This is a genomic window from Micromonospora sp. 050-3 (assembly GCF_046549335.1).
Classification (GTDB): domain Bacteria; phylum Actinomycetota; class Actinomycetes; order Mycobacteriales; family Micromonosporaceae; genus Micromonospora; species Micromonospora trifolii.
On the sequence record NZ_JAJPVX010000002.1, the window covers coordinates 247214 to 261069 of the forward strand.

Here is a 13856-nt window from a genome sequence, read left to right on the forward strand (position 1 = left end):
ATCATGTCTGTGCCGAACGATCCCGATCCCCGCCTCCAGTCGTACGCGGACCCGCAGCGGCTGGTCACCACCGAGTGGCTGGCCGAGCATCTGGGCGACGAGGGCCTCGTCGTCGTCGAGTCCGACGAAGACGTGCTGCTCTACGAGTCCGGTCACATTCCCGGTGCGGTCAAGGTCGACTGGCACCTGGAGCTGAACGATCAGGTGACCCGGGACTACCTGGACGCCAAGAGCTTCGCCGAGATGTGTGCCGCGAAGGGTATCGGCCGGGGCGACACTGTCGTCTTCTACGGCGACAACTTCAACTGGTGGGCCGCGTACGCCCTCTGGGTCTTCTCGCTCTTCGGCCACGCCGATGTGCGACTGCTCGACGGTGGCCGGCAGAAGTGGATCGCCGAGGGACGCGAGGTGACCCGCGACAAGCCGGCTCGCCCGCGCGCCGACTATCCGGTACCGCTCCGCGACGACGCCCCCCTGCGGGCCTTCCGCGAGCAGGTCATGGCGCACATCGCCTCCGGCCGGCCGCTGGTCGACGTCCGGTCGCCGGGTGAGTACACCGGCGAGATGCTGCACATGCCGGACTACCCGCAGGAGGGCGCGCTGCGCGGCGGGCACATCCCGGGCGCGGTCAGCAAGCCGTGGAAGTCCGCCGCCAACGAGGACGGCACGTTCAAGTCCGCCGACGAGTTGAAGGCGATCTACGCCGACCAACTCGGGTTGAGCCCCGACGACGACGTGATCGCCTACTGCCGTATCGGCGAGCGGTCCAGCCACACCTGGTTCGTGCTGCGGCACCTGTTGGGCTACCCGCAGGTGCGCAACTACGACGGCTCGTGGACCGAGTGGGGCAACCTGGTCCGGGCGCCTGTCGTCCAGGGTGACCAGCCCGGCGGCCTGGCCGTCTGAGCGGCACGACAGTCCCCGCGTGACGGTGAACGTCGCGCGGGGACGGTGTTTCAGCCAGCCAGCGCGAACACGCCGCGCAGGTCGCGGACGATACCGGTGATCTCGCCGGTCTCCGGGTGCCAACGGGCCAGGTCGGCCGGTTCCAGTCGGAGCAGCACCGCGCCCTTGTTGTCCCAGCCCAGCACCTCGCAGCAGCCCTTGCTGCGCTCCCGGCCGAGGTCGAGCAGGTGGAGCACGGCACCGGTCCGCGAGTCCAGCACCGCCGCCCCCTCGGCGCCGTCGATCTCGCTGTTGATGATCCAGGCAGCCCGCGCCAGGCGCTCGCCATGCAGCCAGCCCCGGCCGTAGAACTCGTTGACCTGGTAGGGCGAGGGCAGCGCCGAGGCGTTGACCGGCTGTTCGGAGCGGAGTTCGCCCTTCCGGGCGGTCAGGCTGCGTAGCTTCAGGCCGGTCCGCTCGCCGTACATGTCGATCAACGGGGCCTCGCGGCCGGCGGCTGGGTCGGGTGCGATCAACTCCCAGGTCGACACGTCGATCGTGCTGGCCGCTCCGGTGACCCGATCTACCGCGTACGTCCGGTCGTCGCCCCCGACCAGCACCCGGTCGTGCGCCCACACCACCAGCTCCAGGTAGCCGTCGAGCGGTATCCGGCGGACGGCTGCCGTGGTGAGGTCGATCATGATCAGCTCTTTGGTCTGCGCGAACGCGGCCGTCCGGCCGTCCGGCGACAGCATCCCCGGCTTCAGCGCGGGCGCCTCGTTGCCGCTCGCGTCCCGAGTCGGCGCCAGCGTCACCACGTCGAGGCTGCGTACCACGCCGTCGTTGCCGAGCACCCGGACCGGGCCGTTCGCGTGATACTCCTCGTCTATTGGCTGGAACAGCGCCAGTGCCCGCTGGACCGGTCGCTCGGAGAGCGGCACTGTCGCCGGGTCGCCGAGCCGGGCCAACGGATCGGGAGGATAGGTCAGCTCGGCGGGCGGTTTCTGCACCGGACCCGCGTGGGAGGGCTCGACGGTCGGGGTCACCGTCGGGCCGACCGGAGGGGCCGGCGACGGGTCGGCGGGCGGTCGCAGCGCCGCCACCGTGCCGCCACCGACCAGCAGCACGGCCAGGGCGACCAATCCGACGGCCCGCCGGGTACGCCGGGTACGCCGAGCCCGCTCCCATCCGGCGGCGGCCGGCTGGCTGGGGAGCACGTCCTCGACGCTGACGGTCAGCAGTCGACGCAATTCCTGCTCGTTCACGGGTTCACCTCCAGGCCGCTGGCCAGATCGGCCGAGCCCCGGCTCGGTCGGGCATCGCGGGCGAGGTCCGGGGCGACCTCGCGGAGTCGGCGCAGCGCCGCGTGGCACTGGCTCTTTACGGTGCCGACGGTCACCCCGAGCGCCTCGGCGGTGGCGACTTCGGTCAGGTCCTCGTAGTAGCGCAACACCAGCACGGCCCGCTGCCGTGGTGGCAGCAGGCCCAGCGCGTCGTGCATCATCAGCCGCAACGCGCCGTCACGGTCGTGGGCGACCTGGTCCGGCGGCGCGGCGCTGAGCCATTCCCGCCGCCGGCGGCGCCACCACGACACCGAGTCCCGGTAGAGGATGGCGCGCACGTACGCGGAGGGGTCGCCGTCGCGGACCGAGGACCAGCGCAGCGCCAGCTTCAGCAGCGCGTCCTGGAGGAGGTCTTCGGCCTGATGCCGGTTGCCGCAGATCAGGTAGGCCGCACGGAGCAGCCGGTGCTGGTGGTTCTCCACGAAGGCGAGGTAGCCGTCGCGTCCGTCGTCCCTCGTCGGCGCCATCCGCCCCCCTCCCGGCCGTCGCGCTGTACGCGTCATCTGGCAGACGCACGGGAGGTGGGAAAAGGTTGGGTCAGCCCGGTGGCGTTCCGGTCAGATATCGCTGGAGGGTCGGCGCGATCCAGGTGACCAGCTCATCCGGCGGGGTGTCCACCATGGGCGGCAGGCGGACGATGTACCGGGTGAAGGCGAGGCCGAGGATCTGGCTGGCCACCAGGCCCGCCCGTCGGGCGGTCAGCGCCGGATCGCTGCCGAACGTGGCCACGGCGGCGGTGAGCTGGTCGGCGAAGATGCCGCGCATGCGTTCGGCAGCGCCGGGGTTGGTGCTGGCGGCCCGCAGCAGCGCCACCAGGGTCTCGTCGCCCTCCCAGCGGGCGAGGAAGTGCCGGACCAGCACCTCACCGAGCTGGGCGGGCGGCACCGGGGTCAGGTCGGGCAGGCGTAGGTCGAACTCGGCCGCCGCCGCGAAGAGCCCCTCCTTGCTGCCGTAGTAGCGCATCACCATCGACGGGTCGATCTGGGCGTCGGCGGCGATGGCCCGGATCGTGGCGCGCTCGTAGCCGTCCGCCGCGAACCGTTCCCGGGCCGCTCGCAGGATCGCCGCCCGGGTGGCGTCGGAGCGGCGGGGCTGGGTCGACGGGGCGGTCGGGGTCATGCCAACGACCGTATGCCAACAAGTGTTGACATGCAATCGAGCGGACCCTAGCGTTGCCAACAAGTGTTTGCCAACATGTGTTGGCAACGGTCTTCTGGAGGTGGCCATGCTGCCCACGAGCACCGACGTCCTGGTGGTGGGCGCCGGCCCCACCGGTCTCGCCACAGCGTTGACCCTGGCCCGGCGCGGGGTCGAGGTGACAGTGCTGGACCGGTTGGCCGCGCCGCCGACGACCTCCCGCGCCGCCGTCGTGCACGCGTACACCCTGGAGGTGCTGGACCGGATCGACGCCGCGGCGCCGTTGATCGCCCAGGCGGTGCGGACGCCGCGCTTCACAGTGCGCGACCGGGACAAGGTGTTGCTGTCGGTGCCGTTCCACGAGCTGCCGTCCCGCTTTCCCTACGCGCTGCTCGTCTCCCAGGCGGTCACCGAGGCCGTGCTCACCGAGAAGTTGGCTGAACTCGGTGTCCAGATACGACGGCCGTGCCAGCTCACCGGGCTGAGCCACGCCGGTGACGGCATGCTCGCGCAGGTCGACGGGGAGGCGCTGCGAGCCCGGTTCGTGGTCGGTGCGGACGGGCTGCACAGCACCGTCCGGAAGTTGGCCGGCATCGGCTTCACCGGCGGCAGCGACGAGGAGTCCTTCGTGCTCGCCGACGTGCGGGTACGCAGCGTGCTGCCCCGCGACGAGGCCGCGCTCTTCCTCGCCCGGCCCGGGCCGCTGGTCTGGGCGCCACTGCCCGGCGGGGTGGTCCGGTTGGTCGCCGCAGTGGAGAGCGCCCCGGCCGAACCGGATGCGGCCTACCTTCAGGCGTTGCTCGACGAGCGCGGCCCGGCGCGACGACCCGACCGGGTGATCGAGGTGCTCTGGGGCTCCCGGTTCCGGGTGCACCACCGGATCGCCGACACCTTCCGAGCCGGGCCGGTGCTGCTGGCCGGCGACGCCGGTCACGTGCACAGCCCGGCCGGTGGGCAGGGGATGAACCTCGGCATCTGCGACGCTGTCGCGCTCGGCACCGCCGTGGCGGACGTGCTTGACGGTGGTCCGGAGACACTGCTCGACGACTACACCGCCCGGCAGCGGCCGATGGCCGAGGACGTGCTCAGCTTCGCCGCCGGGCTGACCAGGTTGGCCGGCGTCTCCCCGGCTCGTCGGCCCGCCCGCGACGTGCTGCTCCGGCTGCTCGGTGCAGTTCCACCGGCCCGTCGGCGCATCGCGCTGCGCCTGTCCGGGCTGTCGCACCGGGAGCGGACGCCGGGCTAGCCCGCGCGGCTCAACACGGCGGGCGCGGCCGGCCGCAGTGAACGCCACGCGGCGAGGGTGACCAGCGCGAACGTCCCCGCCGCCGCGCCCGCCACCGGCGCCGTGCCGTACGCCGCGGCGGCCAGCCCGGCGAGCGCCGCCCCGAGCGGTGCGGTGAGCAGACCGACCATCCGCTGGGCCGCACCGACCCGGCCCAGCAGTTCGCTCGGCACGTGCCGCTGCCCGTACGAGGCCCACAGGCTGTTCCACACCACGGTGCCGGCGGCGAAGACGGCCAGCGCGATCCCGCCCGACACCGGATGCCGAGCCAGCGCGAAGCCGGTCAGCGCCACGGTCTCCACGGCCAGCACCGCGCGCAGTGCCGGCACCGTGCCGAGCCACGCGGCGAGCCGCCCCGCCCCGAGCGCCCCCGCCACGCCCCCGACGATGGCGGCGGCGGCGAACAGCCCGTACCCGGCCGGCGGCACCCGCAGCACGTCCAGCGCGTAGAGCACGAGCACCGCCATGATTCCGCTGATCGCCAGGTTGCTCGCGGCGGTGAGCACTGTGACCCGCCACAGGGTCCGGTGCGCCCGCAGCCACCGCAGCCCCTCGACGATCTCGCTCCACACCGAGCCGCGCCGGGCTCCGGGTCGCGTTGCCATGTTTGCTGCGGGAGCCGGGGCGAGGGCCAGCACGAGCAGGGCGGCCACCGCGAAGGTGACGGCGTCGAGGGCGAACGGGAGGGCCGGAGCCACTGCGAACAGGACACCGGCGGCCGGCGCTCCGAGGAAGCCACCGGCCACGGCGGACCCCGCCTGGAGCCGCCCGTTCGCCCGGGGTAGCGCGTCCGCCGGCACCAGCGCGGGGAGCAACGCGAACGAGGCGGAGTCGAAGAGAGTGCCCAACGTGGCGAGCAGAAACGCCGCCACCAGCAGCACCAGGACGCTGACCCGGTTGAGCGCGACCACCACGGCCAGTGCCGCCACCACTGCCGCGCGTACCCCGTCGACCACTGCCATCGTCCGACGGCGGTCCCAGCGGTCCGCGTACACGCCGCCGAGCAGGCCGAAGAGCAGCGGCGGCAACTGCCCGGCCACTGTGACCGCCGCGATGATCCGGGGATCCCGGGTCACCGTCGCGGCCAGCAGGGCCAGTGCCGGGGTACGCAGCGCATCCCCGAACCGGGACGAGACGGCCGCGGACCACAGGAGCCGGAAGTCCCGGCCCAGAGCGGAGGAAGTCATGCCGGCGACCGTGCCGGTTCGACCGGGTCGAGGGTCAAGCCGCCGGACGTAAAGGGGACCGCGCCTGTCGGTGATCATCGGTACGGTGAGCGCCGGCATCGGGACCGGGGAGACATCAGGCGTGGACCACACTTTCCAGGTCGACCTACGTGGCGTGGTCGACCTGCTCAGTCATCACCTCTATGGCAGCCCGCGGGTCTACGTCCGCGAGCTACTCCAGAACGCGGTGGACGCGATCACCGCCCGACGCCGGGTCGAGCCGGACGCGCCGGCGCTGGTACGCATCGAACCCCCGGAGAACACCGGCGACGGCACCCTGCGGGTGCACGACACCGGCATCGGCCTGACCGAGGCGCAGGTGCACGAGCTGCTGGCCACCATCGGGCGCAGCTCGAAGCGCGACGAGCTGGGCTTCTCCCGGCACGAGTTCCTCGGCCAGTTCGGCATCGGCCTGCTCTCCTGCTTCCTGGTGGCCGACGAGATCCAGGTGCTCACCCGGCACGGCGACAACCCCACCGTCCGCTGGACCGGGTACGCAGACGGCCGCTACGCGGTGACGGTGGCCCCGCCGGAGGCCGCCCGCGCCGAGCCGGGCACCACTGTCACGCTGGTGCCCCGCCGCGACGCGGACCAGTGGTTCACCACAGCGACCGTCACCGACCTGGCCCGGCTCTTCGGTGCGCTGCTGCCGGTCACCGTCCGCGTCGGCGACGTCGTCACCACCACCGGGGAGCCGCCCTGGCCGACCACGCCGGGTGCGCCACTGGACCGCGCGGCGCTGATCCGGTACGCCCGGGAGACGCTCGGCGTGGACCCGTTCGACGTCCTGCCGCTGGCAGTGCCGGAGGCCGGGCTGACCGGTGTCGCCGTCATCCTCCCGACCCCGGTGAACCCGGCGGCCCGGGCCGGGCACCGCGTCTACCTCAAGCGGATGCTGCTCACCGAGAACGCCGACGGGCTGCTGCCGGAGTGGGCGTTCTTCGCGCACTGCGTGGTGGACGCGACCGAGCTGCGCCCGACCGCCAGCAGGGAGGCCCTCTACGAGGACACACTGCTGACGGCCACCCGGGAGGCGCTCGGCGACCAGGTGCGCGGCTGGCTGGTCCGGCTCGCCCGGCACGACCCGCGCCGGCTGGCCGAGTTCCTCCAGGTGCACCACCTCGGCGTGAAGGCCCTGGCGCTGCACGACGACGAGATGCTCCGGCTGGTCGACAGGTGGTGGCCCATGGACACCAACGTCGGCACGCTCACCCTCGCCGAGTTCCGGGAGCGTTACGGCGTGGTCCGCTACGCGGCGAGCCTCGACGAGTTCCGTCAGCTCGCCGCGGTCGCCGCCGCGCAGGACCTGGCGGTGGTCAACGCCGGCTACACGTACGACACCGAGCTGATCGAGCGGCTGCCGGTGGTGGACCGCTCGGTGCTGATCGAGCGGCTGGAGCCGAGCGACCTGACCACCCGGTTCGACGCGCTCGACCCGCAGGTGGAGTTGGCGCTGCGACAGTTCCTCGCGGCGGCGCAGCGAGCCGTCGAGCGTTCCGGCTGCGAGGTGGTCATCCGGGCGTACGACCCGGTCTCGCTGCCTGCGCTCTACCTGGTCAGCCGGTCGGCCGCGTTCAACGACCAGCTCGCCGCCAGCCGGGACCGGGCCGACGAGCTGTGGGGCGGAGTGCTCGACGCGCTCGCCGCCACCGCCCCGCCGGACCGCCCGCAGTTGGTGCTCAACCACCGCAACCCGCTGGTACGACGGGTGGCCAACTTGAGCGACCCGGAGCTGGTCGGCCTCGCCATCGAGGCGCTGTACGGGCAGGCGCTGCTGCTCGGCCACCATCCGATCCGCGCGGCCGACGCGGCGCTGCTGAACGATTCCTTCCTCGGCCTGCTCGGCCGGGCTGTTCCGGGACGGGAGTGAGCATGAGCGACGAGGATCTGTGGCGGGTGCTGCACGGCATCGCCGACATGCCGTACGGGGCGGGGCAGATCGCCGCGCTGGAGCAGCTGCTGCGCCGGGTGGACGCCGCCGACGACAGGCACCTCGCGTTCGTCACCCGGATGCAGGCCACCACCGGCTACATCTACGGCGGTGAGCCGGCGAAGTCCTTCGTGACGTTCTCCTGGTGTCTGTCCGAGTTCGACCGGGACCCGCAGCCCTACCATCAGCGCCACCTGCACCAGTTGCTGTGGCACTTCAAGTACATGGCGTCCGGCCTGCTGAAGTTCCCCGAGGTGCCACTGGACCGCACGTACGCGGTGCTGGACGACATGGAGCGGCGCTACCGGGCCGGCGGGCACAGCCTTCAGGCAGTGCACAAGCACCGGTTCCGGGTTGCCGAGCACGTGGGCGACGTCGAGGCCGCCGCGCACTGGTACCGGCTCTGGCAGACCACCCCACGTGACGAACTGTCCGACTGCGCCGGTTGTGATCCGACGAGCCAGGTGGGCTACCTCGCCGACACCGGCCGGGACGCCGAGGCGGTGGCGCTGGCCGAGCCGGTGCTCGCCGGTCGGCTCACCTGCACCGAGCAGCCGCAGGCGATCCTCACCGCGCTGCTCCTGCCGTACCTGCGTACCGGGCGGGGTGACCAGGCACGGGACGCGCACCGGGAGGCGTACCGCCGGCTGCGCGGCAACCTCGCGGACCTCTGGGACATCGCGGACCACATCGAGTTCTGCACGCTGACCGGCAACGAGGCGCGGGCGGTCGAGCTGGTCGAGCGCCACCTGGACTGGCTGGACCGGCCGCCGTCGCCGGCCGCCGCCATGCACTTCGCCGCGGCGGCCGCCGCCGCGCTTCGGCAGGCCGGCCCGTCGACCGTCTACCGCCGGGCCGCCGAGGGCCGGCCCGCCGCCGAGGTGTCGGCGGCGTCGTTGGCGGACGAGCTGGCCGAAACCGCGACCGGTCTGGCCGCCCGCTTCGACGCTCGTAACGGCACCACCCACCAGTCGGAGTGGATCGCTCGCCGGCTGGCCACGCAGGCGAGCGGGGAGCACGTGCCGCTGTCGGCGAGCGTCCGCCGCCGCCCGGCCCGCCCGGTCGGGGACGAGCCGGTCGTCGAGCAGAGCACACCAGCGTCGTCGGCCGACCGGGCCCGGCGAGTGCCATCCGGCAGGGCTGAACCACAGGTCGTGACCCTGCCGGTCGACGCCGGCCCGGACGATCTGCTGGACCTCGCGGAGCAGAGCTGGGGCCGGCACGACCGGGCCACCTTCCGGGCGGCACTTGTCGCCTTCGACGACCGGTTCGGCTCCGCCGAGCTGCCCGCACGCACGTCCGCGCACCGGCTGGCGCTGCGCGCGTCGGAGCGCGGCGACGGGGACGACATCGATGGTGCGATCAAGCTGAATCGGGCCGCGTTGGAGCTGTACCGGGAGGCTGGCGAGGAGGTGGCCGCCGAGACGGTCGCCGGGCGGCTCGGCGTGCTGTTGACCCGGTCCGACGAGGACACCGATGAGGGTCTGCTGCTGGCCCGAGAGGCGGCCGAGGTCCTGGACCGGCTCGGCGACGCCGGGCAGCGGGCGGCCGGGCACGACCGGGTGGCATTGGCGCTGCTGCACCGCGAGCGTTGGGCGGACGCGCTCGCCGCGCTCGACCGGGTACCGGCCGACGCGGGCGGCGACCAGCACCTGGCGGCCCGGATCGCACTGCACAGGGGGCACCTGCTGGAGCAGTTGGACCGCGTCGACGAGGCACGCACCGTTGTCGACGAGGCTCGCCAAATCGGCCGGGAGCTGGGCGTCGGCGAGGTGGTCACGGGTGCCTGCCTGGCGTACGCGCGGCTCGTCGACGATCCGGCGGATGCCGTGGCCGCCTGCGACGAGGCGTTGGCGGCGGCACCGGCGGACGCGGAGTTGCCGGTCCGGGTCACCCGCGCCCGGGCACTGTTGGCGGCTGGCCGGGCCCCGGACGCAGTTGACGACTTCGTCGAGGCGGTGACGCTGTGCGTGGAGCGGGGCGCCGAGGGGGACGCGTTCCTGCGGTGGGAGCTGGCGAACGCGTACCAGATGGTGGGCCGGCTCGCCGAGTCTGCCGAGGTCGCCGAGGAGGCCGTGCTCGGTCTGGATCGGCTGGGCGCCCAGGCGGAGGCCGATCGCTGTCGACACCTGCTGGCCGGTGTCTACGCCGGCCTTGGTGAAATCGACCCTGCGTTGGCCCTGCTGGAGCAGTTGGCCAGCAATCTGGACGGACCGGACAACCTTCCGCACCGGGCGCAGGTGCTGGAGGAGGCCGGCGGGATCCTCTACGACGCCGACCGGGACGCGGCGGCGGGCGAGCGGTTCGCCGCCGCGGCCGAGGCGTACCGGCTCGGTGACCTGCCGCTGGACGAGCTGCGTGCCCACCGGCGGGAGGCGTACGCCTGGTTCTGGGCCGACGACCCGGACGCGGCATTGCGCGCCGTCGAGGTGGTGGACGGGCTGGCGGCGAAGCTGGCCGGGCAGGCCGAACCACCGGTGCTGTACGAGCTGGCGATGGCGGCCGAGGCCGGAGCACGCGTGCTCACCGGGCAGGACCGACTGGACGAGGCGCTGTCCCGCCTCACCGGGGTGCCGGACCGGTTGCGCTCGATCGAGGCGTTCGGCGAGGCCGCCCAGGTGGAAATCCTGATCGGTGAGCTGCTGCTGCGCATGGACCGGCCGGCCGAGGCGGAGCCGCTGCTGCGCCGCGTACTCGGTGGGTTGCCGGCCGCCTCGCGGCAGGTCCGCCAGACGGCCTGGCTGCTGGCTCGGGCGCTCGATCTGCTCGATCGACCCGCGGAGGCCGCCGCGCTGCGCGCGGAGCACGACCTGGACGAGGACGACTGACCTGGCTGGCCGCCCCTGGCCAGGTCAGGGGCGGCCAGCAAGGTCAGGTGCGAACGGAACTGACCGGCAACCATTGCGGGCTCCTCGCGGTCTAGGCTTGCCCGGTGACGGTGGAGCAGCAGGCACGGGGTGCGGCGGGTGCGGGCCGGCGCAGGTCCCGCAAGGACGAGATCCTGGAGATCGCGGTAGGTCTGTTCGCGGCGCGTGGCTATCACGGCGTGTCGATGGACGACATCGGCGCGGCCGCCGGGGTCACCGGTCCGGCGCTCTACCACCACTTCGCCGGCAAGGAAGCCATGCTGGCCGCCGCGCTGATTCCGGTCAGTGAGGGGTTGCTGGCCGGTGGGCGGGAACGCGCCGTCGGGCGCTCGGACGACCCGCGCGGCGTGCTGGAGTCGCTGATCGACTTCCACGTCGAGTTCGCGCTGGCCAATCCGGCGGTGATCGCATTGCACCTGCACGAGCTGGACCGCCTGCCCGAGGAGCCGCGGCGCCGGATTCGTCGCCTGCAACGGCTCTACGTCGAGGAGTGGGTAACAGTGCTCACCGCGCTGCACCCGGGCATGCCCGACGGTGAGGCGCGGGTGCTCGCGCACGCCGCGTTCGGCCTGATGAACTCGACGCCGTTCCTCGGTGGTGAGGTGGACCGGCGACGCCGCGCCGAGCTGCTGCGCGGCGCGGCCCTGGCCGCGCTGCTCGCCTGAGCCGACTCGTCAGAACCGTACCGGTCATGATTCCCTGACATCGTCCCACCATCCGGACGCCGGGAGGAAACATGATCGAGTCACTGCTGGTCGCCAATCGGGGCGAGATCGCCCGCCGGATCATCCGGACCGCCAAGCGGCTCGGCATCCGCGTGATCGCTGTGCACTCGGAGGCCGACGCGGACCTGCCGTTCGTCGCGGAGGCGGACGAGGCGGTCCTCATCGGCCCACCGAACCCGGCGCTGAGCTACCGCAACACCGAGGCGATCCTCGCCGCCGCGAAGTCGACGGGCGCGCAGGCCATCCACCCCGGGTACGGCTTCCTGTCGGAGAACGCCGAGTTCGCCCGTACCGTCGAGGCGAGCGGCCTGATCTGGGTCGGACCCGACGCGGACGCGATCACCGCGATGGGCGACAAGATCAACGCCCGAAACTTGATGGCGGCGGCAGGTGTTCCGGTCGCGCCCGGCACCACCGACCCGGCCGCCGACCTGGACGCGGCGGTGACGGCCGCAGCCGGGATCGGCTACCCGGTGATGGTCAAGGCCGCCGCTGGTGGCGGCGGCATGGGCATGGGCGTGGCCGTCGACGAGGCCGCGCTGCGCACCGAGTACGACAAGGTGCGCGCGTTCGCCGAGCGGATGTTCGGCGACGGCTCGGTGTTGATCGAGCGGTACTTCCCCCGGGTGCGGCACGTCGAGGTGCAGATCCTCGGCCTGGCCGACGGCCGGGTGGTGGCGCTCGGCGAGCGGGAGTGCTCGGTGCAGCGGCGCAACCAGAAGCTGGTGGAGGAGTCCCCGTCGCCGGCGGTGTCGCCGGAGCTGCGAGCCCGTCTCCTGGCGGCGGCGGTGCGGGCCGGCGAGGCGGTCGGCTACCGCAACGCGGGCACTGTGGAGTGTCTGCTCGACCCAACCACCGGCGAGTTCTTCTTCTTGGAGATGAACACGCGGTTGCAGGTGGAGCACCCGGTGACCGAGTACGTCTACGGCATCGATCTGGTCGAGGAGCAGCTGCGGGTGGCCTCCGGGCTGGCGCCGACGTTCGACCCGGACGCGTTGACCCCGAGTGGGCACGCCATCGAGATGCGGATCAACGCGGAGGACCCGAAGCGCTTCCTGCCCGGCCCCGGTGTGATCAGGACGTGGGTGGAGCCGACGGGCGAGGGCGTCCGGGTGGACTCCGGCTACACCGAGGGCAACACTGTCACACCGTTCTACGACAGCCTGCTGGCCAAGCTGATCGTGAGCGGCGCGACGCGTGACGAGGCGCTCGATCGCGCAAAGGCAGCCGTCGCGGCGTTCCAGATCGAAGGCCCGAAGAACAACGTCCCCTTCTTCGCCGAGCTGCTCACCAACGACGAGTTCCTCTCCGGCGCCTACGACACCGGCATCGTCTCCCGCATGCGCTAACCCCCACCCCACCCCACCCCGCTCCGCTTCGGTGATCAAGAGGTTTGCGTCAGGATTCGCGCTGCGGATGACGCAAACTTCTTGATCAACAGCGGGGTGGCATGCTGGGAGGAACCCCTAAGCACTGCTTTCGTCACAGTGAGGTGACCCCTTATGGCGGACCTGCCGAGTTTCGTCTCCATTCGTGAGGTTGGACCGCGGGACGGGTTGCAGAACGAGGACCCGATCCCGACCGACGCCAAGGTGCGGCTGCTCGACGCCCTCTCCGGCACCGGCGTACGCCGGATCGAGGCGGTGTCGTTCGTGCACCCCAAGGCGATCCCGCAGATGGCCGACGCCGACGAGGTGTGGCAGCGGGCGGTGAAGGCCGACGGGGTGCGCTACTCCGCGCTGGTGCCGAACACCCGGGGCGCCCAGCGGGCCCTCGCCGCCGGATTCACCGAGATCGAGGTGGTGGTTTCGGCCAGCGACACGCACAACCGGCGCAACGTCAACCGGTCCACCGACGAGTCGCTGGACGACATCGCCGAGCTGATCGACCTGCTGCACGGTGCGTCGGCGCGGGTCGAGGTGATCGTGGCGACCAGCTTCGGCTGCCCGTACGAGGGGGACATCGGCCCGCAGCGGGTGGCCGGGATCGTGGACCGGGTCGTTCGCGACGGCGCGGACCGGGTCGCGTTCGGCGACACCACCGGCATGGGCACTCCGCGTCGGGTCCGCGAGCTGTTGACAGCGGTACGCGACAGCAACGCGCACGTGCCGGTCCTGCTGCACTTCCACAACACCCGGGGTACGGCGTTGGCCAACCTGCTGACCGCGCTGGAGCTGGGGGTGACCGAGTTCGACGCCAGCGTCGGTGGCCTCGGTGGCTGCCCGTACGCGCCGGGGGCGAGCGGCAACCTGGCCACCGAGGAGGCCGTGCACATGCTGCACGACATGGGCATCGACACCGGCATCGACCTGCCGGCGCTCATCGAGGCGGCGGAGTTGGCCGAGGAGTTGCTCGGCAAGAAGCTGCCGTCCGGTGTGCTGCGCGCCGGTCCGCGTACCCGGCTGACGCCGCTGCCGAGCTGAGGACGCGACGAAGGGGCCGGCGCACGCGCCGGCCC

Annotated in this window: 11 protein-coding genes; 7 read left to right on the forward strand and 4 right to left on the reverse strand. The window is 72.5% G+C overall.

Features of this window, described 5'->3' with window-relative positions; all coding sequences use genetic code 11:
- Positions 1–3: 3 nt before the first annotated feature.
- Complete coding sequence (locus ACLJOK_RS16100; RefSeq protein ID WP_410819653.1) at positions 4–906, forward strand: sulfurtransferase; 903 nt, start codon at positions 4–6, stop codon at positions 904–906.
- Between the two features lie 50 nt (positions 907–956).
- Here ACLJOK_RS16100 and ACLJOK_RS16105 read toward each other — a convergent pair whose 3' ends face one another.
- From ACLJOK_RS16105 to ACLJOK_RS16115, 3 genes are all read right to left on the reverse strand, one after another.
- Positions 957–2150: a hypothetical protein gene (locus ACLJOK_RS16105; protein ID WP_410819654.1), complete on the reverse strand. Its 1194-nt coding sequence runs from the start codon at positions 2148–2150 to the stop codon at positions 957–959.
- On the reverse strand, positions 2147–2695 hold the full coding sequence (locus ACLJOK_RS16110) for a SigE family RNA polymerase sigma factor (RefSeq protein WP_410819655.1): 549 nt from the start codon (positions 2693–2695) through the stop codon (positions 2147–2149). The genes ACLJOK_RS16105 and ACLJOK_RS16110 overlap by 4 nt, the downstream gene beginning before the upstream one ends.
- A 70-nt stretch (positions 2696–2765) precedes the next feature.
- A complete protein-coding gene (locus tag ACLJOK_RS16115) occupies positions 2766–3347 on the reverse strand; it encodes a TetR family transcriptional regulator (protein WP_410819656.1) in 582 nt (193 codons plus the stop codon).
- Positions 3348–3453: 106 nt separating this feature from the next.
- Here ACLJOK_RS16115 and ACLJOK_RS16120 point away from each other — a divergent pair, with 106 nt between their 5' ends.
- Positions 3454–4611, forward strand: coding sequence for an FAD-dependent oxidoreductase (locus ACLJOK_RS16120; protein ID WP_410819657.1), 1158 nt, complete (start codon positions 3454–3456; stop codon positions 4609–4611).
- Here ACLJOK_RS16120 and ACLJOK_RS16125 read toward each other — a convergent pair.
- A complete protein-coding gene (locus ACLJOK_RS16125; RefSeq protein ID WP_410819658.1) occupies positions 4608–5837 on the reverse strand; it encodes an MFS transporter in 1230 nt (409 codons plus the stop codon). The two genes, ACLJOK_RS16120 and ACLJOK_RS16125, sit on opposite strands and share 4 nt — an antisense overlap.
- A gap of 121 nt (positions 5838–5958) precedes the next feature.
- Here ACLJOK_RS16125 and ACLJOK_RS16130 point away from each other — a divergent pair, with 121 nt between their 5' ends.
- From ACLJOK_RS16130 to ACLJOK_RS16150, 5 genes are all read left to right on the forward strand, one after another.
- Positions 5959–7746, forward strand: a complete 1788-nt coding sequence (locus ACLJOK_RS16130; protein ID WP_410819659.1) for an HSP90 family protein — start codon at positions 5959–5961, stop codon at positions 7744–7746.
- A gap of 2 nt (positions 7747–7748) precedes the next feature.
- Positions 7749–10634, forward strand: coding sequence for a hypothetical protein (locus tag ACLJOK_RS16135; RefSeq protein WP_410819660.1), 2886 nt, complete (start codon positions 7749–7751; stop codon positions 10632–10634).
- 104 nt (positions 10635–10738) lie between these two features.
- Positions 10739–11338, forward strand: a complete 600-nt coding sequence (locus tag ACLJOK_RS16140; protein WP_410819661.1) for a TetR/AcrR family transcriptional regulator — start codon at positions 10739–10741, stop codon at positions 11336–11338.
- A 71-nt stretch (positions 11339–11409) separates the two neighbouring features.
- Positions 11410–12747, forward strand: coding sequence for an acetyl/propionyl/methylcrotonyl-CoA carboxylase subunit alpha (locus tag ACLJOK_RS16145; RefSeq protein WP_410819662.1), 1338 nt, complete (start codon positions 11410–11412; stop codon positions 12745–12747).
- A 153-nt stretch (positions 12748–12900) separates the two neighbouring features.
- Positions 12901–13821 (forward strand): hydroxymethylglutaryl-CoA lyase, encoded by a 921-nt coding sequence (locus ACLJOK_RS16150; protein WP_410819663.1) that lies wholly within the window; start codon positions 12901–12903, stop codon positions 13819–13821.
- Positions 13822–13856: the final 35 nt, after the last annotated feature.

Bases quoted from the DNA above. Each gene is read 5' to 3' on its own strand.
- ACLJOK_RS16100 (WP_410819653.1), top strand. From the start codon at position 4: ATGTCTGTGCCGAACGATCCCGATCCCCGCCTCCAGTCGTACGCGGAC.
- ACLJOK_RS16135 (WP_410819660.1), top strand. From the start codon at position 7,749: ATGAGCGACGAGGATCTGTGGCGGGTGCTGCACGGCATCGCCGACATG.
- ACLJOK_RS16145 (WP_410819662.1), top strand. From the start codon at position 11,410: ATGATCGAGTCACTGCTGGTCGCCAATCGGGGCGAGATCGCCCGCCGG.
- ACLJOK_RS16125 (WP_410819658.1), bottom strand. From the start codon at position 5,837: ATGACTTCCTCCGCTCTGGGCCGGGACTTCCGGCTCCTGTGGTCCGCG.
- ACLJOK_RS16150 (WP_410819663.1), top strand. From the start codon at position 12,901: ATGGCGGACCTGCCGAGTTTCGTCTCCATTCGTGAGGTTGGACCGCGG.
- ACLJOK_RS16120 (WP_410819657.1), top strand. From the start codon at position 3,454: ATGCTGCCCACGAGCACCGACGTCCTGGTGGTGGGCGCCGGCCCCACC.
- ACLJOK_RS16115 (WP_410819656.1), bottom strand. From the start codon at position 3,347: ATGACCCCGACCGCCCCGTCGACCCAGCCCCGCCGCTCCGACGCCACC.
- ACLJOK_RS16110 (WP_410819655.1), bottom strand. From the start codon at position 2,695: ATGGCGCCGACGAGGGACGACGGACGCGACGGCTACCTCGCCTTCGTG.